We start from the raw sequence: 21,721 nt of genomic DNA on the forward strand, positions 1-21,721 counted from the left end.
CAGTGACGAGGCACCAGGGCTGAGCCGGTCAGGAGAAGAGCGCGCGGCCCCACCAGTCGGCGGCGTCGCGGACGCCCGGCGGGCAGGCGAAGATCCCGCTGGAGACGTGCCGCAGGTACTCGTTCATCGCGTCCTGCCGGGCGAGCCGGGTCTGGATCGGCACGAACTGCCGGCGCGGGTCCCGCTGGTAGGCCATGAAGAAGAGCCCGGCGTCGAGCCGGCCCAGCCCGTCCGAGCCGTCGACGAAGTTGTAGCCGCGACGTAGCAGGTGCGCGCCGTTGTTCTGCCCGGGGTGGGCGAGCCGGACGTGCGCGGTCTCGGCGATCACGGGCTGCCCGTCGTCGCCCTTGGCAGCGAAGTCCGGCTCGTCGAACTCACCGGCCTTGCCGAGCGGCGCGCCGCTGCCCTTGGTCCGGCCGACGATCTGCTCCTGCTCCGCCAGCGAGCTGCGGTCCCACGTCTCGATCAGCATCCGGATCTTGCGGGTGACCAGGTAGGACCCGCCGGTCATCCAGTCCGGCCCGTCGCCGGGCTGGGCCCAGAGCTGCTCGCGGAGCAGGCCGGCATCCTCGGCCTTGAGGTTGGCGGTGCCGTCCTTGAAGCCGAACAGGTTGCGCGGGGTGGCCTGGTCCCGCGAGGTCGAGGAGGTACGCCCGAAGCCGAGCTGGGACCAGCGGACGCTGACCACGCCCATGCCGATCCGGGCCAGGTTGCGGATGGCGTGCACCGCCACCTGCGGGTCGTTGGCGCAGGCCTGGACACAGATGTCCCCGCCGGAGATCTCCGGCTTGAGCGCGTCCCCGGCGAAGTGCGGCAGGTCGGCGAGGGCGGCCGGACGCTTGTCCGCGATGCCGAACCGGTCCTTGCCCTCGGCGTCGCGAAACAGCGTCGGGCCGAAGCCGACGGTGAGGGTGAGCTGCGACGGGGGCAGGCCGAGCGCCTCGCCGGTGTCGTCCGGCGGGGCCTCCGGGACGCCGCCGACCGCGCCGATCAGGCCGGCGTCCTTGCCGGCGGTCATCCGGGCCGTGGCGGCGGTCCACTCCTGCAGCAGCGCGACGAGCTTCGCCCGGTCCTTTGTGATCACGTCGAACGCGACGAAGTGCAGCCGGTCCTGGGCCGGGGTGGTGATGCCGGCCTGGTGCTCGCCGTGGAACGGCACCGCCCCGGCGGCCTTGTCGGTGGCCGCCGCGTGGTCGCCGCCGCTGAGCAGCGCGCCCGCGCCAGCCGCCGCCCCGGCCACGCCGGCGGCACCCACGCCAGCCAGGGTGATGGCCCGCCGCCGGGACAGCGTGCCCGCGCGCGGCGTTTCGGTGGCCTGCTCGCTCATGTCGCCTCCCCGCGGTCGCCGCCGCCCAGCGGCCGAGCCCCGATGATCTGCTCGCTCATGGCGTCACCTCCGGGCCGGGTCGTCATCGGGCGACGACCGCGGCCACCTTGCTGATCGGCTCGGCCAGCGCGTTGATGCTGTCCGACAGCTCCTTCAGCTCGGCCTTGCTGAGCTGGGTGTGCAGCTTCCAGCCGTCACCGGCCCGGTGCTTGCCGAGGGTGGCCTCGACGTTGGCGAACTCGGTGTCGAGCTGCTTGACCAGGTCGGCCGAGCGCTGCTCGAGGGCCGGGCGCAGGGCGGCGATGGCGGCCTTGGTGCCTTCCAGGTTGGCGTTGAAGTCCCAGAGGTCGGTGTGCGAGTACCGCTCCTCCTCGCCGGTGATCTTGCCGCTGGCCACCTCGTCGAGCAGCGCCTTGGCGCCGTTGGCGAGCTGGAGGGGGGTGAGCTTCTCGGCGTTGGCCTTCGCCACGATCGCCTTGACGTCGGTGAGCAGCTGGTCGGCGATCGCGCCGTCCTTGCTGACGTCGCCGGTGGTCCACAGGTCCTTCTCGATGCGGTGGAAGCCGGTGAACTCCATGCCCTCCTCGACGACCTCCTCCCGGCCGTCGATCTTCGGGTCGAGGTCGCCGAAGCTCTCCGCGACCGGCTCGATCCGCTCCCAGTAGGTGCGGGTCACCGGGTAGAGCGCCTTGGCCTTCGCCACGTCGTTGGCCTTGACCGCGGCCACGAACTCCTCGGTCTTGGTGAGCAGCGCGGCGGTCTGGCTCTGCACGTACCGCTGGTAGCTGACGGTGGCCTCGGTCAGCGCGGCGTCGGGGGCCACGGTCGCGGCGGTGCCGCTGACCTTCAGCGCGCCCCGGATGCCGCGGCCGCTCATGCCGGGCTTGCAGGCGGTCTCGTACGTCCCGGCGGGCAGCTCGACCCGCAGCTCGCGGCTCAGGCCGGGGGCGATGTTCTCCACCTCGCCCATCACCCGGTCACCGGCGGCGTAGACGTAGAACTCGTTGACCTTGGATCCGGAGTTGGTCACCTTGAAGGTCACCTGACCGGCCTCGATCTCGGTGGTGCCGACCTCACAGGCGCTGTCGGTGGCCTTGACCGCGATCGGCCCGCCGGACTTCGCGTCGGGCTTGTCGTCGCCACCGCCGCAGCCGGCCAGGCCGGCGACGGCGAGCATCCCGGCGGCGGGCACGAGGAATCGAGTGGTACGCATCGGTGCGGTGTCTCCTCGGAAACGGGCTGTCAGGCGGGCTGCACGGGGCTGGCGGACGCTTCGGTGGCGGGCTTCGCCGCCTCGGCCGGCTTGGCGGCGGGCTTGGCCGGCTTGCGCAGGAAGAGGACGAGCACCGGCACCGCGTACGCCACCCAGGCGACTATCTCGAAGACGCTCGGCGTGGGGGTGATGTTGAACATGCCGCTGAGCAGGGTCGCGTACCAGGTGCTCGGGTCGAGCGCGGAGGAGATGTCGAAGGCGTGGTTGTTCAGGCCGGGCAGCACGCCGGCCTCCTGGAAGTCGTGCACGCCGTACTTGAAGATGCCGGCGGCGACCAGGATCAGCAGGGCACCGGTCCAGGTGAAGAACTTGCTCAGGTTGAGCTTTAGGGCGCTGCGGTAGAGCAGGAAGCCGATCAGCACGGCGGTGGCGATGCCGCCGACCAGGGCGAGCATGGCGTTGCGGCCGGCACCGCCGGCGGTGCTCTGCGCGGCGGAGTAGAAGATCAGGGCGGTCTCCAGGCCCTCCCGGATGACCGCGAGGAAGGCCATGCCGGTCACCGCGAACGCGCCGACGGCCAGCGCCTCGGTGAGCTTGCCCCGCAGCTCACCGGCGATGCTCCGGGCGGCCTTGCGCATCCAGAAGATCATCCAGGTGACGAAGACGACGGCGGCCACGGAGGTGACGGCGTCGAAGAGTTCCCGCGACTCCGAGGTCTGGAGGAGCGTGGTCGAGGTGTACTCGATCAGCCAGCCGAAGAGCACCGACAGGGCCACGGCGGCGCCGACCCCGAGCCACACGTGCGGCAGCCGGTTGCGGCGGTTCGACTTGACCAGGAATGCGACCAGGATGCTGACCACGAGGGTCGCCTCCAGGCCTTCCCGCAGGCCGATCAGATACGTGGCGAACATCGGTACTCCGTGGTTAGTTAGGCACGCCTCAGTTAACTTAGGGCAGCCATACCTTCCTCCTGATCGCGCACCGCGTCAAGTCGTTCATGGCAATGTCACCCGAATCGACGCCAAGAGGACACGCGCTGGCCAGCCCACCGTCTCCCGCCGGTGGCGCGGGGCACCAGGGGCCTTCGGCCCCACCTGGCCACCGGGAGCCGGCGCGCAGCGCCGGAGCCGACCGGTGTCCGCGTACGCGAAAGGGACCGGGACGGCCGCGCGGCGGTCGACCCCGGTCCCTTTCGGGCGTGGCTCAGTACCGGTAGTGCTCCGGCTTGAACGGGCCCTCCTGCGGCACGCCGAGGTAGGCGGCCTGCTCCTTGGTGAGGGTGCTCAGCTTCGCGCCGAGCGCGTCCAGGTGCAGCCGGGCGACCTTCTCGTCCAGGTGCTTCGGGAGCACGTAGACGCCGATCGGGTAGTCCTGCGTCTTGGTGAAGAGCTCGATCTGGGCGATGGTCTGGTTGGCGAACGAGTTCGACATCACGAAGCTCGGGTGCCCGGTGGCGTTGCCCAGGTTCAGCAGGCGCCCCTCGGAGAGCACGATGATCGCGTGGCCGTCGTCGAACCGCCAGACGTCGACCTGCGGCTTGATGTTCTCCCGGGTAACGTCGGAGCGCTTCGCCAGGCCGGCCATGTCGATCTCGTTGTCGAAGTGGCCGATGTTGCCGACGATGGCCTGGTGCTTCATCCGGGCCATGTGCTCGTTGCTGATGACGTTGAAGCAGCCGGTGGCGGTGATGAAGATGTCCGCCTGCTCGACCACGTCGTCCAGGGTGGCGACCTGGTAGCCGTCCATCGCCGCCTGCAGCGCGCAGATCGGGTCGACCTCGGTCACCACGACCCGGGCGCCCTGGCCGCGCAGCGACTCGGCGCAGCCCTTGCCCACGTCGCCGTAGCCGAGCACGACCGCCAGCTTGCCGCCGATCAGCACGTCGGTGGCCCGGTTGATGCCGTCGATGAGCGAGTGGCGGCAGCCGTACTTGTTGTCGAACTTGCTCTTGGTCACCGAGTCGTTGACGTTGATGGCCGGGAAGAGCAGCGTGCCGTTGCGGTGCATCTCGTAGAGCCGGTGCACGCCGGTGGTGGTCTCCTCGGTCACGCCCTTGATGCCGCCGGCGATCCGCGTCCAGCGCTGGCCGTCCTCGGCGAGCGAGCGGTGCAGCACCTTGAGGATGACCGCGTACTCCTCGGAGTCGGCGGACTCGACCGGCGGCACGACGCCGGCCTTCTCGAACTCGAAACCCTTGTGCACGAGCAGGGTGGCGTCACCCCCGTCGTCCAGGATCATGTTGGGGCCCTGCCCGTCCGGCCAGGTGAGCACCTGCTCGGTGCACCACCAGTACTCGTCCAGGGTCTCGCCCTTCCAGGCGTACACCGGGACGCCGGCGGGGGCCTCGGGGGTGCCGTTCGGGCCGACGACGATCGCGGCGGCGGCGTGGTCCTGGGTGGAGAAGATGTTGCAGGACGCCCAGCGGACCTGCGCGCCGAGCGCGACCAGGGTCTCGATCAGGACGGCGGTCTGGATGGTCATGTGCAGCGAGCCGGTGATGCGGGCGCCGGCGAGCGGCTGGGCGTCCGCGAACTCGCGCCGGATCGCCATCAGACCGGGCATCTCGTGCTCGGCGAGCTGGATCTCCTTGCGCCCGAACGCGGCGAGCGACAGATCCGCCACCTTGTAGTCGCCCTCGGCGAGGGTGCTCGGCCGGGCCTCGGACGACGCGCCGCTGGGGGTCGCCGGGAGGGTGCTGGTCATGGAAGCTCCTGTCGAACGAAGTGCTGCGCAGCTCTTTACCTTACGCGCGTGGCCTTCTTCACCCGTGCCCGGTTGTCCGGTGATGGCCGATCCGGTCGGCGGACAGCGCACGGGGCGGTCGGTCGTGAACGGACTCTCCGCCCACGGTCCGGCCGCCCCGTGCATCCCCCCGGTTTGGTTCCCCGCGCGTTACCGGACCTTCGTCGCGACAACGCTGCGTACCCATAGAGTCACACTGAGCGACTGTCGCGTCAAGCTATTTCGGGAAAGTCGGACTCGTCTCGTTGCTGCGCTGCGGTCAGCGCAGACCGCAGGTGGCGACGTACGCCTCGCCCTCTCCGCCGAGCACCAGCGGCCCGCCGGCCGCCGTGCCCACCGCCGCCTGCCCCGCGCCCAGGACGACCGCGCCCACCCCGTCGTCCACGGCGAGCTTGCCGGCGCGGCAGAGCACCACCCGCGGGCCGGGCAGCGCCAGCCGTACGCCAGGGCCGCCGGCCACCTCGACCCGGTGCAGCGCGAAGTCGTCGACCGGCACCGGCCAGGTCACCACCCCGGGCGCCACCGGAACCGGGGCGACCACCGGCTCGTCGAGCACCTCGAACCGCAGCACCCGCAGCAGCTCGTCCACGTCCACCCGCTTCGGGGTGAGCCCCCCGCGCAGCACGTTGTCGCTGGCCGCCATGATCTCCACGCCGGTGCCCCGCAGGTAGGCGTGCAGGTTGCCGGCGGGCATCCAGATCGCCTCGCCCGGGGCCAGCCGGACGTGGTGCAGCAGCAGCGCCACCAGCACCCCCGGGTCGGCCGGGTAGTCGACCGCCAGGCTCCGGGCCAGCACCGCGTCCGGCCCGCGGACCTCCGCCGTCAGCACGGCGGCCACCAGCCCGGCCCGCTCCGCCGCCGGCCAGCTCAACAGCAGGCGTACGGCCTCGCGCAGCCCCGCCGGCCCGGTGCGCAGCGCCGCCACCACCGGCTCCAGCGCCGGTACGCCGAACGCCGCGAGCGCCGCCGCCGACTCGGCCGGCTCCCGGAACCCGCAGAGCGCCTCGAACTCGGAGAGCGCGACCAGCAGCTCCGGCTTGTGGTACGGGTCGACGTAGTTGACCCGCTCGGTGTCGGCCGCGTGCCCGGCCCGGGCCTGCTCCGCGTCCGGATGAGCCTGGAGGCTGAGCGGGGCGTCCGCGGCCAGCACCTTGAGCAGGAACGGCAGTCGGGTGCCGAACCGGCCGACCACCCGCTCGCCCAGCCAGTGCGCCGGCTCGGCGAGCAGCAGCTCGGTCAGGCTGACCGGGGTGCCGTCCCGGTCCACCGTGGCCGGGGCGCCCGGGTGGGCGCCCAGCCACAGCTCGGCCTCCGGCCCGTCGCTCGGCACCGGGCGCCCCTGAAACTCGGCGATCGCGGTACGCGAGCCCCAGGCGTAGTCCCGGATCCGGCCCTGCAGCAGCTCCACGTCAGCTCCCGGGTCGTCCCGGAATCTGGTCCGACGTCGCCTCCGGCTGCGGCACCGCGGTGTGCGACGCCGCACCGGTGCCCGCCTGGTCCGCCGCCGCGCTGTAGATGTCCGGCTCCAGGTAGATGACCCGGGCGATCGGCACCGCGCTGCGGATCCGCGCCTCGACCGCGTTGATGCCCCGAGCCACCTCCTCGGCGGTCTCGCACGGCGGCACCGCGATCTTCGCGGCCACCATGAGCTCCTCCGGGCCCAGGTAGAGGGTCTTCATGTGGATGATCCGCTCGACCTCCGGGCCGTCGGTGACGGCCCGCTCGATCGCGGCCACCTCCGTCGCCTCGGCGCCCTCGCCGAGCAGCAGGCTCTTGGTCTCGACGGCCAGGATGACCGCGATGGTCACCAGCAGCACGCCGATCATCGCCGTGCCGAGCGCGTCCCACTTGCCGTTGCCGCTGGCCAGCGTCATGCCGACGCCGAAGAGCGCGAAGACCAGACCGACCAGCGCGCCGAAGTCCTCCAGCAGCACCACCGGCAGCTCGGGCGCCTTGGCCCGCCGGATGAACCGCACCCACGACTGGCTGCCCCGGATGTGGTTCGACTCCTTGATCGCGGTGCGGAACGAGAAGGACTCCATGCCGATCGCGACCACCAGCACGCCCACCGGAACCCACTGCCAGCTCGTGATCGGCTCCGGGTGCGACCACTTGTGGTACGCCTCGTAGAGCGCGAACAGCCCACCGAGGCTGAACAGCACGATCGACACGATGAACGCGTAGATGTAGCGCTCCCGGCCGTACCCGAAGGGGTGCTCCGGGGTGGCCAACCGCTTGGCCCGCCGACCGCCCAGCAGCAGCAGGCCCTGGTTGCCGGAGTCGGCGACCGAGTGGATCGCCTCAGCCAGCATCGACGAGGAGCCGGTCAGCAGGAACGCCACGAACTTGGTGACGGCGATGCCGATGTTGGCCGCCAGGGCGGCCACGATCGCCCTGGTCCCACCGTTGGCGCTCACGCTGCCGCCCCGCTTCGCGCCGCTCCCCGCCCGATGCCGCACGTGCTCACTGGTTTGCCAGCTCCTTCATCTCCGTGATGGCCGGAACGGCCATCGGGTCCAGCCCGTGTGCTAGGGCGAGATAGACCGAGGCGAAGTCCGGGACCGCGATCAGCGAGGCGAGCCGCTCCAGCGCCGAACCGCCCTCGGCGGTGACCACGTCGCAGCGCACCCCGCGCCGCTCGGCGAGGGTCTGCACGGCCTCGGCCCGGCGCTCCTCCACGGCGAGCGGCTCGTCGGTGTCGTCCTCGGCGTTCAGGCCACCGTCGCGCAGTAGCACCAGCCGCAGCCGGGTGGCGTCACCGCCGCCGGCCTCGTCCGGGTCGGCGAAGATGTCCCGCTCCCCCTCGGCCAGCCCGCCGAAGACGCCGTCGAGGAGGCCGACCCGGCCCCGGCCCGCCTCGCCCAGCGCCCCGGTGACCACCGGGTAACGGGCGTTGGCGGAGAGCGTGTCACCGAACCGCCGCGCGGCCACCGTGGCCAGCGGGGACGAACCCCACACGATCGGGATCGACCCGGCCAGGCCGAGGGCCAGCGACTTCGCCGGGTTGACGAAGGACTCGGCGGTGGGGCGGGACCGGTCGGCGTCCGCGTCCAGCCGGGCCGCGGTCTCGGCCAGGTCCGCCTCGTTGACCTTCACCAGCCCGAGCGTACGGGCGGCGAGCAGGACGGGCACGGTGAGCGCCCAGAGACTGGCCCGGGCCGGGGCTCGCCGGGGCACCGGGATGAACGGCGCCCGGGCCCGCTCGGCCACCGACTGCAACTGGGAGTCCGGGGCGCCGACGGCGACCAGCCGGGCACCCCGCCGGTGTGCGGCCTCGGCGGCGCCCAGGGCCTCGGGGCTACGGCCGGAGGCGCTGACCGCGATCACCACGTCCGCCGCGCCCACCCAGCCGGGGACACCGGCGCTGCGGTGCGGGATGACCGGCACCGGGCAGCGCGGACCGGCCACCGTGGCCAGCACGTCCCCGGTCCGCCCGGCGGTGCCGATACCCGCGATCACCACCGCCCGCGGCCTGCCCTCGTCGGCGAGCACGCTCAGGTTCGCCTCGGCGGTGAGTGCCGCCGACTCGCGTACCTGCGCGCCGGCGGAGGCGGTGAACCGGAGCATGCCGCCGGGATCCTGCTCGGCGAGCAGCTCCGGGTCGTCCAGCAGCGACTCGTCGGCGTGCCGGTACCCGCTGACCCCAGCCGTACCCTCCATCACCGCTGCGACCCCGAGCCGCCACGCGCGTCGTCGCCCGCGGGCCCACCGCGCGCCTCGTCCAGCAGCAGCACCGGCACGTCGTCGCGGACCTCGAAGATCCGACCGCACTCCGTACAGGTCAGCGTCTGCGCCTGCGGGTCGTAGTCGAGCGGTGCGTGGTGCGTGTCCGGGCAGGCGAGAATCTCGAGCAACTGCGGGTCCAGGGCCACGGCGCGGCTCCTTCCACGTATGCGGTCTCACCGGTCGGCGGTGCCGTCCGGCGCACGCGATCTTATCGGCGAACCTGTGCCGGCACCGCGCCACTGCGCGAGATCATCTCGGCACCGTCGACGCCACCGGCCGCCGCGGCGGCAACACGGGTCGCCACCACACACCGTCACCGTAACCCCCGGCGGGCGGCCAGGCTCGGGCTCAGCGGGGCGGGCGGGGCAGCACCGTGGTGGCGTCGCCGGCGGCCGGCGCCGGCGGTTCCCCGCCCGGGCGGTCGCCGGCGACGGGGGCGCCGTACACGTTGCCCGTCTGGCGGGGCGAAGCGGGCCCGCCGTAGACGGTGGGGGTGGCCGGCTGCTGCCCGTACACCTGGCCGGTCGGAGCCCCGGACCGGTACGTGGTGCCGGCGCTGCGCGGCAGCGGGACCGGCGGGTGACCGCCCACCCGCTCGTCGACCTTCTCCGCCCGGTTGCGACGCACCAGCAGCACGATGAGGGCGACACCGACGAGCACCAGTGCGATGCCGAACCACATGATCGGGGAACCTCCGGAGGACGAGTCGGCGGCCGCGGCGCTGGATCCGACGGTCGGGGCGAGCGCGGCCACCGCGGCGGTCCCGCCGTCGGCCCCCGGCGGGGACGTCGCGGCGCTGGGCGTGGGGGTCGGGGAGGGCTTCCGGGACGGCGTCGCGGACGGCGTCACGGCCGCCGCCCCGCCCACCACCCGGGCCTCGTCGGCCGCCCTGCCGAGTTCCCGGCCGGCCGCGGTGCTCGCCTCACCGATGACGGTCAACCGCCCGCTGCGCGCGCCGCTAAGGAAGGCGACCCGGTAGCGAACCGTGATCTCCTTGCCCTTGCACAGGTTCGGCTTGGCCGGGGACGTGAACGACGTGCGCACCGTGCCGCCGCCACCAGAGACCGGCACCGGCGACCAGCGCCCGTCATAGTTGACCTGCACCTGGACCTGGTTGGCCGCGAGGCCGTCGAGCCGCAGGCCCAACGCGGTCCGCAGCAGCACGCAGCCGTCGGTACGCTTGCGCACCTCGACGGCCACCGTGCCGGGCGATCCCCCGACCTTGAAGCTGTCCGCGGCGCGCAACTCCACCCGGTCGCCGTCGGCCAGGGCCGGAGACGCGCCGACGGCGACCAGGCCGCCCAGCATCACGCCGACCATGGCCAGTCGCGCCGCATGCCGCCTCACCGACATCTCCACCTCACCGTTTCCACCCCGACCGGGTCCGCCGGTAGGTTACTACCGCCCCTGACCAGCACCCGCCCATCGAGCGCGCCACATGTGCGCCGCGACACCCCGGCCGCCTCCGCCAGCCGCTCCATGTCCGACGTCTGCTGATCAGGGCGGTCCGCCGGTAGCCGGTCCGGGCGACGGCGGGTGGTCGGCTGCGTGCGTCGCGCTGATCGGCGATCGACCCGGCGGGTGCGTCGCGGCCGGCCGACGCTGGCCGGCGCTGGTCAACGCTGGTCGACCCGGTCAGCACTGGCCGGCCCAGTCGGCGCTGGCCGGCCCAGTCAGCGCTGGCCGGCCCGGTCGACGCTGGCTGGCCCGGTCGACGCTGGTCAGGCGAGGGCGGCGGCCAGCGCGCGCCGGCACAGCCGGTCGGCGGTGCGGGTGGTCTCCGGCAGCCGGTAGCTCGGCGTCAAGGCGAGCACCCGGTCGACCGCGTTGTCCAGGCTCATCCGATGACCGACGCTGACGAAGACCGGCTTCACCCCGTCCCGGGTACGCAGCACCCGGCCGACCACCTCACCGCCGTCGCGCAGGGGCGTCCAGGCGCCCCGCCCCGGGCCCGGCTCGTCCCACTCGCCGACCAGCGGGGTCTTGCCCACGCCGATCGCCGGGAGCCCGGTGACCAGGCCGAGGTGGCAGGCCAGCCCGAACCGGCGCGGGTGCGCCAACCCGTGCCCGTCGCAGACGAGCAGGTCGGGGCGGACGGTGAGCCGGTCCAGGGCCTCCAGCAGCGCGGGCAGCTCGCGGAAGGCGAACAGCCCCGGCACGTACCCGAAGGCGGGCCGGCCCACGCTGACCGCCTCGTCGACCACGGTCAGGGTGCCGGCGTCCAGTACCGTCACGGCCGCCGCGAGCCGGTCACCGCTCTCCGCGTACGCGACGTCGAGGCCGGCCACCCTCCTGGGCGCGGTCGGACCCGGCCCGACCAGGTCCACCCGCGACCGCAACTCCTCCTGTACGCGCAGCGCCTCCGCGACGTCGCCGGGCGGCACGTACGGGATTCCTCCGGCCGTCACGACCGGTCGGACTTCCGGCCAACGCCGGTGAACGCGATGCCGAAGGCCAGCCCGATCCCGATGCCCATGGCGATGCCCCCGGCGCCACCGATGGTGAGCAGCCCGATCATCAGCCCCAGCACGATCCCTGTCGCCCAGAGGGCGGCCTTGCGCGTACCCGTCACCGCCTCACCGTAGCCAGCGGATCAGCCCCAGGCCCCAGCTCTCGCGTCCCTGCCGTCCGTTGCTGGCCCACCCGGCGCCGGCGACCGGTGACCGGTGGCCCGAGTTTCCGGACGCTCATTCAGTGGGTGGCCAGGTGGTGCAGCGTCTGGGCGGTCAGCGAGTCGGCCAGTTCGGGCGTCGCCAGGATCATCCGGACCAGGTGGGGCCGCTGCGTCAACTGCCGTACCAGCGTCTCGGCCAGCAGTGGTTCGTCGCGCGGCGGCGCCTCCCAGGTCTCGTCGAGCATCCGTTGGATCCGTGGGTCGGCGAACAGCCGCGCCACGTCGCCGGCCGCCGCATCGTCCAGCTCCGGTGCCAGCCGCCGGAGGGCCGCCGCGTCGGAATGGTGCGCCAACTCGACCGGGGTAACGCCCGCAGCGAAGACCTGGTCGAAGTTCGTGCTCGCGGCGATCGCGTCCCGAACGAAGAGGCCGGCCGAGATCCGCTCGGTGTGTGCGTCGAGGTGCGCCCGCCGCACGTCGTTCGCATCGGCAGTCGGCGCGCTGCCCGGAAACGAGATGCCGTCCGCCCGGCGAAACATCGTGGACTCCCCGAGCAGGTGCACATGCCTGTGCGGGGTGTGCTGCCGGTACGGGATCTCGCCGAGTTGACGGGCACTGGTCGGGTCGGTGTCCACGGCGGCGGTCACGGACCGGACGACGTCGGCGCCCAGTCCTTCGAGGGAGCGGCCCAACATCTCCCAGGCGCGCAGCAGCGTCTCCTCGTAGCCGCGGTAGTGCTTCTCGAAGGCGGCATCGATGTCGCCCCGATCCCACGGCATCTGCGCGCTCACTTCGCCGACCTCCCGCCGGGAGGCGCTGACCGCCTCGCCGGCGAGGTTCAGGTCGGCACCGCCGCGGCGGGACCGCTCCGGGTCCAGCCAGATCTGCCCCTCCGCCACCGTGGTCAGTCTCAATGCGAGAGGACGGCGTCCGCCCGGCCGAGCAGCGCGCCGAAGTCGTTGGTACGCAGGAACTCCACCGACGGCGAGCCCGGCGGCAGGTAGCCGGCGACCAGTTCCCGGATCGCGGTCGCCACGGCGGACGCCCGCAGGACGGTGTCGGTGATCTTCCTGCTCAACGCCTTGGCTTCTCGATCGTAGAAGACCGACGGTGCCAAGCCGCCGCTGATCAGCTCGCCCCGGGCCCCGACCACCGTGGTCACCTGGCCGTCGTCGGAGCGCTCGGTCACCCGCAGTTCGGCCAGCCCGGTCGGGAGTCCGTCCAATTCGGACCGGAATCGCTGGCACTGGCCGTAGACCTCGTCGAACCGCGCCCGCATGGCACGGTTCGCGTCCCGGTCCGCGCTCTCCGCCACCGCCGCCCCTCTCCGTCACCGTGGGTAGGGCTGACCATACCGGTCGCCACGGAACTCATGGGGGCCGCAACTTCAGGCTGACCAATTTGATTAAGAATCGCCAGTGATCGTAGATTGGCCGTGTGGCCTTTCTTCGATCTGCAACGGCCGCGGAACGTCTGGGTTCACCCCGTGGGCTCCGGCTGCAGGGAGATGGGTCGCTGTGAGCCCTGGTTCTCCTCGGTCGACGCCGGGGCGATGAGTCGGTGAGCGGGAAGCTGTCGCTGGGCGAGGGCGGGGCCTCTCGTACCGCAGGTGCCCGCAGCCCGGTGCGTGTGGGCGTGGACGAAAAGACCGGCAAGGTTCTGTCGCAGGCCGTGGTTGGCGTCCAGCATCGTCAAGTCCCGCACGCGGCACCGACTCTTACTGCCTTCCCTGGATTGGAATGCCGCCGGCAAGGTCCCGGTGAGCAGGTCTGGATCAGCCGGGTCGATATTCGCCCCTGGGAAATGGCCCACACCGCAGACACTCTCGCGGACTTCGCGGCGGTGCTGGGCGTACAGCTCTTTTCACTGTGGGCGGAGCGCGGAGAGAGCATCATCGCCGTCGACGAGCTGGGCCGGATCTTCGCGCTCGACCAGGCCGGCGAGTGGTTCCTCGGCCCGGACATCGACGCCGCCCTGACCGCCCTGCTGCTCGGCCGCGCCCCGGGCCCGGGTGCACGATGACGGCACCTGGTGAGCCCGGCGGAAAGGGCCGCCGGGTTCGAGCACCGAGCTGCTGAGCCTCGGCCGGTGACCGGCCTGCCGAGGCCCCTGGAGATGACAACTTCGGTCGACCGGCTGGTCCGCCCACCGCATCGACCGCCGCCCCGAATATCTTGACGTCAATCGTTGGCGCTAATTATGGTCCTGACCGTAACCAGGCCGACGAATGGAGATGTCATGCCCCTCAGCCGTCGATCGCTCCTGGCTGGCAGCGCCCTCACCGGCGTAACCCTGGTAACCGAGCAGAGCCTGGGATTGTTGCCCGCGTCCGCCGAGAACGCCACGACGCCCACCCCGACGAGTTACGGTCCGGCCTCTTTGACCGCGGCCGTCCGCGGCGCCGCCGTCATCGGCGACCGCGTCTTCATCACCTCGCGGTTCAACACTCCTGACGGGAAGATGCGCCTGGGCGAGTTCAACGTGCACACCGGCGAAACCCACGCCATCGTGGATCTCGCCATCGCCAGCAGCGGCGGGCAGAAGCTGGCCACCGACGGGCACTACGTCTACGTGGGCCCGGCCGGGAGTGCAGACGTCTACCGGTACGACCCGCAGACGAAGGAGCTGATCGCCTGGGCGCGGGCCGGTGGCGCCACCACCTGGTACTACGACATGGTGGTGCACGGCGAGCACCTCTACATCGGCACGTACCCCGACTGCACGGTCAAGCGGATCCGCCTGGCCGACGCCACGGTCGAGACGTACGGCCGCATCTCGACATCCCTGTACGCGGCGGCCGTGGCCGTCGACGACGAGTACGTCTACGGCGGCTCGGCCGCGCCGGGCCGGCTGCTGATGTGGCCGAAGGAGGGCGGCGCGGCGACCGACCTGAGTGCACACCTCAGCGCCTCGCCGGTGGGCATCCTCGACATGACGGTCTCCGACGGTGTTCTCTACGTCGCCAGTGGCCGCCAGCTCATCTCCGTCAACCGGGACGGCACCGGGCGGGTCTCCCGAGACATTCCCACTGAGGACCGCTACGTCGACCAGGTCGCCGTGGGCAGCGACGGCAAGGTGTACGCCCTCTGCCGGCTCACCACGAACCTCTACGAGGTGACCGCCGACGGTCTGGTCAAGGTCGGCCAGCCCTTGGCGGACGTGGAGAACCAACTCCTCGCCCCGCTGCCCGGCGGCGCGCTGCTGGGGGTCAGCGGGCTGGGACACGTCTGGACGGCGACCCCCGGCGGTGCTGCCACCGTGTGGCAGACCGCCACCCGCGGCTTCGGCTACCCCGAGACCGTCCAGTCGATGATGCGGCACAGTTACGACACCGTCTGGGTGGGCGGGCACTACGCGATGACGGTGCACCGGCCGGAGGCCGGCACCAGCGAACGGTTCGACGTCAACGGCGAGGTCAAGGCGATGGCCGAGGGCAAGGCCGGCGTGGTGTACGCGGGCCTCTACCCGAGCACCCAGCTCGTGGCGATCAACCCGGACACCTTCGAGATCAGCCCACTGGGGCTGCTCGGTAACGAGCAGCTGCGCACCAAGCGCATCCACTTCGACAAGAAGCGCAACCAGCTGATCGTCGCGTCCAGCCCGCAGACCACGAAGCACACCGGCGCGCTGACCTTCGTCGACCTGGCCAGCGGCAGCTTCGACGTGCACCGGGAGTTCCTGCCGGAGCAGAGCGTGATGGACGTGGTGGTGCAGGGCACCACCGCCTACATCGTGGGCGACACCTACGGCGAGGGCACGAGCGGGCCGCTCCGCACGACGGCCCAGGTGGCGGCGGTGGACATCGTCACCCGCACGCTCTTGTGGCGCGAGGAGATCAAGCCGGACTGGCAGTCGTACGAGAGTGTGTACGTGGTCGGCAACCTGCTGTACGCGGTGGGCCGGCGTCCGCGCGGCGCCTGGTTCGCGTACGACCTGCACACGCGCACGGTGGTCATGGAGGGCGACCTCGGCGGCTATGGCCAGCTCAACGGCGCGAAGGGCCGGGTCTTCTCCTGGGTGCACTGGACGAACGACATCTCCGCGTTGCCGACCGTCCCGGGCGGCGAGGTCACCACTCTGTACGACAACGTGCCGCGCGGCTGGTACAACAACCCGATGTTCAGCTTCACCCCGAACGGCAGGTCAACCTGGGGCATGCTCGGCAACGATCTGGCGTTGTTCCCGCTGCCGGAGGAGTGACGGTCCGTCCGCCGGGATCGGCGCTGTCGCTTCCACCGGCGGAAGCTACAGCGCCACCCCGGTCAGCACCATGACGCGTGGCTCGGTGTAGTCCTCCATGGCGCTGCGCAGCCCTTCCCGCCCGACGCCGGAGCCCTTCACCCCGCCGTACGGCATCTGGTCGGCCCGGTAGGACGGCACGTCTCCCACGATCACCCCGCCGACCTCCAGCGTCCGGGACGCCAGGAAGGCGGTCTGCAGGTTGTGCGTGAAAACCCCGGCCTGCAACCCGTACGGCGAGTCGTTGACCGCGGCGAACGCGGCCTCGTCGCTCTCGACCCGGGCGACCACCAGCACCGGCCCGAACACCTCTTCCGCGCTGACCTTGGCCGTCGACGGCACGCCGGACAGCACGGTCGGCGGGTAGGTCGCGCCCTCCCGCCGGCCGCCGACCTCGATGGTGGCGCCGGCGGCGACCGCCTCGTCCACCCACGCCTCGACCCGCTCGGCGGCCTCGACGGAGACCAGCGGGCCGACGTCGGTCAGCTCGGAGGTGGGGTCCCCGGTCCGCAGCGCCTCCACCGACGCGACCAGCCGGGGCAGGAAGCCGTCGTAGAGCCATTCGTGCACGTACACCCGCTGGACGGCGATGCACGACTGGCCGGCCTGGTAGTTGGCGAAGGTGGCGATCCGGTGCGCGGCGAAGGTCAGGTCCTCGTCGGAACTCCAGTCCTCGCAGATCACCGCCGCCGCGTTGCCGCCCAGTTCGAGGGTCACGTGCTTGTCCGGGGCGGCCCGGCGGATGGCCGCGCCGACCGGCCCGGAGCCGGTGAACGACACCACCGGCAGCCGGGGGTCGGCGACCAGCTCGGCGGCGCGTTCGTTGGGCAGCGGCAGCACCGAGAACATCCCCTCGGGCAGCTCGGTCTCGGCGAGGATCTCGCCGAGCAGCAGCGCGGACAGCGGGGTGGCCGGGGCCGGCTTGACGACGATCGGCGCGCCGACGGCGATGGCCGGGGCGACCTTGTGCGCGACCAGGTTCAGCGGGAAGTTGAACGGCGCTATGCCCAGCACCGGACCCTTCGGTACCCGCCGGACTAGCGCGATCCGCCCGGTCGCCGCCGGGTCGGTGTCCAGGCGCTGCAGCTCGCCGGAGAAGCGTCGCGCCTCCTCGGCGGCCCACCGGAACGTGGAGACCGCGCGGCCCACCTCCGCCTTCGCCCACTTGACCGGCTTGCCGTTCTCCGCGGTGATCAACGCGGCGACCTCGTCGGCGCGTTCGGCGAGCCGCCGGGAGACGTGGTCGAGGGCCGCCGAGCGCGCGTGCGCGGGCAGGGCCGCGGCCGCCGCGGCCACTCCGGCGGCTGCCGCGACGGCGGCTTCGACCTGGTCGGGCGTGGCGAGGGTGGTACGCCCGACCGTCCGGCCGTCGTACGGGTGGGTGACGGTCAGCTCGCCCTCGCCGTGGGCGGGGCGACCGGCGACATAGAAGGCTCTCGGCTCCACGATCGGCAGCGTAGACGACGGGAAGGTCGCGCGGAAACAGTTGCCTTAGCCCTTGTCTGTTGCGAATTCAGTAGCCAAGATGGCAGTCAGATTGCGATAACCTCCGCTGACCTTCCCCCCGGCCATCCTCGGAGACTTCTGATGAGTGATCAGCAACAGCTGCGCAACTTCGTCAACGGCGAGTACGTCGACCCGGTGGACGGCGGCTACGCCGACCTGATCGACCCGTGCACGGGGGAGGTCTTCGCCCAGGCGCCGGTCTCGGGTGCCGCGGACGTGGACGCGGCGATGAAGGCCGCCGCGGCGGCGTTCGAGACGTGGCGGGACACCACCCCGGCCGAGCGGCAGAAGGCCCTGCTCAAGTTCGCCGACGCGGTGGAGGCCCGCGCCGCGGACCTGGTCGACGCCGAGGTACGCAACACGGGCAAGCCGCGCCAGCTCACCGCCGACGAGGAGCTGCCGCCAGCGGTGGACGAGTTCCGCTTCTTCGCCGGTGCCGCCCGCCTGCTGGAGGGCCGCTCGGCCGGCGAGTACCTGGCCGGCCACACCTCGTACGTGCGGCGCGAGCCGATCGGCGTCTGCGCCCAGGTCACCCCGTGGAACTACCCGCTGATGATGGCGGTCTGGAAGATCGCCCCGGCCCTCGCGGCCGGCAACACGGTGGTGCTCAAGCCTTCCGACACCACTCCGGTGTCGACGCTGCTGCTGGCCGAGATCGCCGCGGAGTTCTTCCCGCCGGGCGTGTTCAACGTGATCTGCGGCAACCGGGACACCGGCCGCGCTCTCGTCGCCCACCCGACCCCGCAGCTGGTGTCGATCACCGGCTCGACCCGGGCGGGCATGGAGGTGGCCGCCGCGGCCGCGCCGGACCTCAAGCGGACCCACCTGGAGCTGGGCGGCAAGGCCCCGGTGGTGATCTTCGACGACGCGGACATCGCGGCGGCGGCCGAGGCGATCGCGGTGGGCGGCTACTTCAACGCCGGCCAGGACTGCACCGCGGCGACCCGGGTGCTCGCCGGCCCCGGCATCTACGGCGACTTCGTCGCCGCCCTCGCCGAGCAGGCGCGCAACACGAAGACCGGCGCGCCGGACGACGAGGACGTGCTCTACGGCCCGCTGAACAACGCCAACCAGCTCGCCCGGGTACGCGGCTTCGTGGACCGGCTGCCGGACCACGCGAAGGTCGAGACCGGCGGCTCCCAGGTCGGCGAGCGGGGCTACTTCTACGCCCCGACCGTGGTCTCCGGCGTGCAGCAGGCCGACGAGGTCATCCAGCAGGAGGTGTTCGGGCCGGTCATCACCGTGCAGCGCTTCTCTGACGAGGACGAGGCGGTGCGCTGGGCCAACGGCGTCGAGTACGGCCTGTCCGCCTCGGTCTGGACCAGGGACCACGGCCGGGCCATGCGGATGACCCGCCGGCTCGACTTCGGCTGCGTCTGGGTGAACACCCACATCCCGTTCATCTCCGAGATGCCGCACGGCGGCTTCAAGCACTCCGGGCACGGCAAGGACCTCTCGGTCTACAGCCTGGAGGACTACACCCGGATCAAGCACGTCATGCACAACATCGAGGGCTGACCGGTGAGCGCGAGGAGTGAGCCGGGTCTGCGAGCCCCGCAGTCGCGAACGGAGAGCGGCCCCGTGGCATCGTCTGACGAGCTGCACAAGCGGCGCGGGGCCGCGGTCGCCCGGGGCGTCGGCAGCGTCATCTCGTCCTACGTGGACCGAGCGGGCGGTGGCACCATCACCGACGTCGACGGGCGGGAGTGGATCGACTTCGCCGCCGGCATCGCGGTGGCCAACGTCGGCAACTCCGCCCCGCGGGTGGTCGAGGCGGTGCAGGCGCAGGTCGAACGCTTCACCCACACCTGCTTCATGGTCGTCCCGTACGAGTCGTACGTGGCGGTGTGCGAGCAGCTCAACGCGCTGACGCCGGGGAGCTTCGAGAAGCGCTCGGCGCTGTTCAACTCCGGCGCCGAGGCGGTGGAGAACGCCGTGAAGATCGCGCGGCACGCCACCGGCCGGCCGGCGGTGGTGGTGTTCGACCACGCCTACCACGGCCGGACCAACCTGACCATGGCGCTGACCGCGAAGAACATGCCGTACAAGCACCGGTTCGGGCCGTTCGCCGGGGAGATCTACCGGGTGCCGATGTCGTACCCCCTGCGCGACGGCGGGCTCGACGGGGCGACCGCCGCGGCGCGGGCCATCGAGCTGGTGGAGAAGCAGGTCGGCGCGGAGAACGTGGCCGCCCTGCTGATCGAGCCGATCCAGGGCGAGGGCGGTTTCGTGGTACCCGCGGAGGGTTTCCTGCCGGCGCTGCGCGAGTGGGCGACGGCAGCCGGGGTGGTCTTCGTGGCCGACGAGATCCAGACCGGGTTCTGCCGGACCGGGGACTGGTTCGCCTGCCAGCACGAGGGTGTCGAGCCGGACCTGGTCACCCTGGCCAAGGGCATCGCCGGCGGCCTGCCCTTGGCCGCCGTGACCGGGCGGGCGGAGCTGATGGACGCGGTGCACGTCGGCGGCCTCGGCGGCACGTACGGCGGCAACCCGATCGCCTGCGCCGCCGCGCTGGCGGCCATCGAGACCATGCACGAACTGGACCTGGCCGCCGCCGCCCGGCGGATCGGCGCGACCATGGTCGACCGGCTGCGGGCGATCGCCGCCCGCGACCCGCGCGTCGCCGAGGTACGCGGGCGCGGGGCGATGCTCGCCGTGGAGATCGTGCAGCCGGGCACCCTGACCCCGGATCCGGCCGCCACGGCGGCGATCTCGGCGGCCTGCCACGCCGCCGGCCTGCTCACCCTCACCTGTGGCACGTACGGGAATGTGCTGCGTTTCCTGCCCCCGCTCGTCATCTCCGACGAGGAGCTGGCCCGGGGGCTGGACATCCTGGACGCGGCGTTCGGCTGACCCCGGCGGCCAGCCCGAGTTCGTGGCACACCATGGATTTCCATCCCCCCAGGCCATCCATGGTGTGCCACCCGCCGCCCGCCAGCCCGGTCAGCCTCACCGAGGGCGACGGATGCCGAGGGCGCTCTGCGCGGGAAGGGGCCCTTCCATCTCGCCGCTTGGCGGATCGGGGTGAGGTGGGTCACCATGGGCGGGAGGAGGTCGGTGGTGGCTGACCCGTGGCTCGCCCTGGAATTCGGTGCCGATCCGGCGGAGCGGATCGCGCAGGTCGGCGCCGCCCACGAAGCGTTCCTCACCGGCGGTAGGACACCGGACCGCGTCCGCGAGGTGGTCCGCCGATCGTGGGAGCGGTCCGCACTGCTCGACCCGGAGACCACCGCCCCGGTCGACCTCACCGACGACGTGCTGGAGAGCTACCGGGCGGCGCACCCCCTCGCGCCGGTGCTGCCGCTCTTCCGCGACCTGCTCGGCGGCATCGCCCTCGACGGCGCGCACCTGATGGCGGTCTGCGACGCGGACGGGCGGCTGCTCTGGGTGGAGGGCCATCCAGGGGTGCTCCGGCACGCCGAGCGGATGAACTTCGTGCCCGGCGCCCGCTGGGACGAGACGCACGCCGGCACCAACGCCCCCGGCACCGCCCTCGCCGTCGACCACAGCGTGCAGATCTTCGCCACCGAGCACTTCGTCCGACCGGTGCAGCGCTGGACCTGCGCCGCCGCCCCGATCCACGACCCGGCCACCGGCCGGCTGCTCGGCGCGGTCGACATCACCGGCGGCGACCACCTGGCCACCCCGCAGAGCCTCGCCCTGGTCCGGGCCACCGCGCGAGCCGCCGAGGCGTTCCTGGCCAACGCCGCCCCGGCCGAACCCGGCGTGGTGCACGTCGCCGCGCTCGGCCGCGACGAGGCGGAACTGCGCGTGGGCGGCCGGCGCATCCGGCTCGGCCGGCGGCACAGCGAGCTGCTGGTGCTGCTGGTCGACCACCCCGAGGGGCGCACCGGCGAACAGCTCGGCCTCGACCTCTACGGCGACGACCGGCTGCACCCGGTCACCCTGCGCGCCGAACTGTCCCGGCTGCGCCGGGCGCTCGGCGAGGAGCTGCTCGACTCCCGCCCGTACCGGCTGCGGTCGACCGTGCGCGCGGACTTCCGTACCGTCACCGAGCTGCTGGAACGCGGCGATCCGGCGGGAGCGCTGCAGGCGTACCCCGGGCCGTTGCTGCCCGGGTCGGACGCGCCGGGAGTGGCGCGGCTGCGCCGGCTGGTTGACGGGCAGCTCCGCGCGGCCGTGCTGGCCGGCGCGGACCCGGCGCTGCTCGCGGCCTGGACCGCGACGCCCGCCGGCGCGGACGACCTCACCGCCTGGCAGGCCCTGGCGCGGGCGCTGCCGCCGGGCGCGCCCCGCCGGCCGCTCGCCGTCGCGCGGGCCCGCCAGCTCGCCGAAGAGTACGACCTGCCGCGCGCAACGTCCCTGCAACGTCGGGGAAACTAGCGTCCCCCGC

General features: G+C 72.4%; 19 protein-coding genes. 5 read left to right on the forward strand and 14 right to left on the reverse strand.

Going from position 1 to position 21,721, the window contains the following annotated elements:
* Positions 1–28: 28 nt before the first annotated feature.
* The 13 genes from efeB to ACY34I_RS17375 all read right to left on the reverse strand — a co-directional run bounded on the left by efeB (position 29) and on the right by ACY34I_RS17375 (position 12,937).
* Positions 29–1,327 carry an iron uptake transporter deferrochelatase/peroxidase subunit gene (efeB, locus tag ACY34I_RS17315; protein ID WP_462756035.1) on the reverse strand — a complete coding sequence of 433 codons (1,299 nt, stop codon included), beginning with the start codon at positions 1,325–1,327 and terminating at the stop codon, positions 29–31.
* Between the two features lie 82 nt (positions 1,328–1,409).
* Entirely contained in the window at positions 1,410–2,540 is a 1,131-nt protein-coding gene (gene efeO, locus ACY34I_RS17320) for an iron uptake system protein EfeO (protein ID WP_462756036.1), read from the reverse strand.
* Between the two features lie 29 nt (positions 2,541–2,569).
* Positions 2,570–3,451 carry an iron uptake transporter permease EfeU gene (gene efeU, locus ACY34I_RS17325; protein WP_462756037.1) on the reverse strand — a complete coding sequence of 294 codons (882 nt, stop codon included), beginning with the start codon at positions 3,449–3,451 and terminating at the stop codon, positions 2,570–2,572.
* Positions 3,452–3,743: 292 nt separating this feature from the next.
* Entirely contained in the window at positions 3,744–5,243 is a 1,500-nt protein-coding gene (ahcY, locus tag ACY34I_RS17330; RefSeq protein ID WP_148797506.1) for an adenosylhomocysteinase, read from the reverse strand.
* A 298-nt stretch (positions 5,244–5,541) separates the two neighbouring features.
* Positions 5,542–6,690: a mannose-6-phosphate isomerase, class I gene (gene manA, locus ACY34I_RS17335; protein WP_462756038.1), complete on the reverse strand. Its 1,149-nt coding sequence runs from the start codon at positions 6,688–6,690 to the stop codon at positions 5,542–5,544.
* Between the two features lies 1 nt (position 6,691).
* The gene (locus tag ACY34I_RS17340; protein ID WP_462756039.1) at positions 6,692–7,699 is read right to left on the reverse strand and encodes a cation diffusion facilitator family transporter; all 1,008 of its coding nucleotides are present in this window, start codon (positions 7,697–7,699) and stop codon (positions 6,692–6,694) included.
* 46 nt (positions 7,700–7,745) lie between these two features.
* Complete coding sequence (locus ACY34I_RS17345) at positions 7,746–8,945, reverse strand: SIS domain-containing protein (protein WP_462756040.1); 1,200 nt, start codon at positions 8,943–8,945, stop codon at positions 7,746–7,748.
* Positions 8,942–9,154: a Trm112 family protein gene (locus ACY34I_RS17350; RefSeq protein ID WP_073832817.1), complete on the reverse strand. Its 213-nt coding sequence runs from the start codon at positions 9,152–9,154 to the stop codon at positions 8,942–8,944. Before ACY34I_RS17350 ends, ACY34I_RS17345 begins: the two co-directional genes overlap by 4 nt.
* Positions 9,155–9,356: 202 nt before the next feature.
* Positions 9,357–10,361: a hypothetical protein gene (locus ACY34I_RS17355; protein ID WP_462756041.1), complete on the reverse strand. Its 1,005-nt coding sequence runs from the start codon at positions 10,359–10,361 to the stop codon at positions 9,357–9,359.
* Between the two features lie 368 nt (positions 10,362–10,729).
* On the reverse strand, positions 10,730–11,416 hold the full coding sequence (gene nfi / locus ACY34I_RS17360; protein WP_462756042.1) for a deoxyribonuclease V: 687 nt from the start codon (positions 11,414–11,416) through the stop codon (positions 10,730–10,732).
* Positions 11,413–11,580 carry a hypothetical protein gene (locus ACY34I_RS17365; protein WP_462756043.1) on the reverse strand — a complete coding sequence of 56 codons (168 nt, stop codon included), beginning with the start codon at positions 11,578–11,580 and terminating at the stop codon, positions 11,413–11,415. The genes nfi and ACY34I_RS17365 overlap by 4 nt, the downstream gene beginning before the upstream one ends.
* 119 nt (positions 11,581–11,699) lie before the next feature.
* Positions 11,700–12,536 (reverse strand): hypothetical protein, encoded by an 837-nt coding sequence (locus tag ACY34I_RS17370; protein ID WP_462756044.1) that lies wholly within the window; start codon positions 12,534–12,536, stop codon positions 11,700–11,702.
* On the reverse strand, positions 12,533–12,937 hold the full coding sequence (locus ACY34I_RS17375) for a YbaB/EbfC family nucleoid-associated protein (RefSeq protein WP_462756045.1): 405 nt from the start codon (positions 12,935–12,937) through the stop codon (positions 12,533–12,535). Before ACY34I_RS17375 ends, ACY34I_RS17370 begins: the two co-directional genes overlap by 4 nt.
* A 320-nt stretch (positions 12,938–13,257) precedes the next feature.
* On the opposite strand from ACY34I_RS17375, the gene ACY34I_RS17380 reads away from it, so the two are divergent.
* Together ACY34I_RS17380 and ACY34I_RS17385 are read left to right on the forward strand one after the other, a co-directional pair.
* Complete coding sequence (locus ACY34I_RS17380) at positions 13,258–13,644, forward strand: SUKH-3 domain-containing protein (protein ID WP_462756046.1); 387 nt, start codon at positions 13,258–13,260, stop codon at positions 13,642–13,644.
* A gap of 216 nt (positions 13,645–13,860) precedes the next feature.
* Positions 13,861–15,822 carry a YncE family protein gene (locus tag ACY34I_RS17385; RefSeq protein ID WP_462756047.1) on the forward strand — a complete coding sequence of 654 codons (1,962 nt, stop codon included), beginning with the start codon at positions 13,861–13,863 and terminating at the stop codon, positions 15,820–15,822.
* 45 nt (positions 15,823–15,867) lie between these two features.
* On the opposite strand, the gene ACY34I_RS17390 is transcribed toward ACY34I_RS17385, so the two are convergent.
* The gene (locus tag ACY34I_RS17390; RefSeq protein WP_462756048.1) at positions 15,868–17,307 is read right to left on the reverse strand and encodes an aldehyde dehydrogenase family protein; all 1,440 of its coding nucleotides are present in this window, start codon (positions 17,305–17,307) and stop codon (positions 15,868–15,870) included.
* A 141-nt stretch (positions 17,308–17,448) separates the two neighbouring features.
* Between ACY34I_RS17390 and ACY34I_RS17395 the strand changes: the two genes are divergently transcribed.
* From ACY34I_RS17395 to ACY34I_RS17405, 3 genes are all read left to right on the forward strand, one after another.
* Entirely contained in the window at positions 17,449–18,885 is a 1,437-nt protein-coding gene (locus tag ACY34I_RS17395) for a gamma-aminobutyraldehyde dehydrogenase (protein WP_462756049.1), read from the forward strand.
* Positions 18,886–18,948: 63 nt separating this feature from the next.
* A complete protein-coding gene (gabT, locus tag ACY34I_RS17400) occupies positions 18,949–20,220 on the forward strand; it encodes a 4-aminobutyrate--2-oxoglutarate transaminase (protein ID WP_462756050.1) in 1,272 nt (423 codons plus the stop codon).
* Between the two features lie 207 nt (positions 20,221–20,427).
* Positions 20,428–21,711, forward strand: a complete 1,284-nt coding sequence (locus ACY34I_RS17405; protein WP_462756051.1) for a GAF domain-containing protein — start codon at positions 20,428–20,430, stop codon at positions 21,709–21,711.
* Positions 21,712–21,721: the final 10 nt, after the last annotated feature.

It is taken from the genome of Micromonospora sp. RTBAU3-60 (assembly GCF_054963695.1).

Excerpts from the sequence above, each read along its gene's own strand:
- efeB (WP_462756035.1), bottom strand. The coding sequence starts at position 1,327 with ATGAGCGAGCAGGCCACCGAAACGCCGCGCGCGGGCACGCTGTCCCGG.
- efeO (WP_462756036.1), bottom strand. The coding sequence starts at position 2,540 with ATGCGTACCACTCGATTCCTCGTGCCCGCCGCCGGGATGCTCGCCGTC.
- efeU (WP_462756037.1), bottom strand. The coding sequence starts at position 3,451 with ATGTTCGCCACGTATCTGATCGGCCTGCGGGAAGGCCTGGAGGCGACC.
- ahcY (WP_148797506.1), bottom strand. The coding sequence starts at position 5,243 with ATGACCAGCACCCTCCCGGCGACCCCCAGCGGCGCGTCGTCCGAGGCC.
- ACY34I_RS17355 (WP_462756041.1), bottom strand. The coding sequence starts at position 10,361 with ATGTCGGTGAGGCGGCATGCGGCGCGACTGGCCATGGTCGGCGTGATG.
- ACY34I_RS17385 (WP_462756047.1), top strand. The coding sequence starts at position 13,861 with ATGCCCCTCAGCCGTCGATCGCTCCTGGCTGGCAGCGCCCTCACCGGC.
- ACY34I_RS17395 (WP_462756049.1), top strand. The coding sequence starts at position 17,449 with ATGAGTGATCAGCAACAGCTGCGCAACTTCGTCAACGGCGAGTACGTC.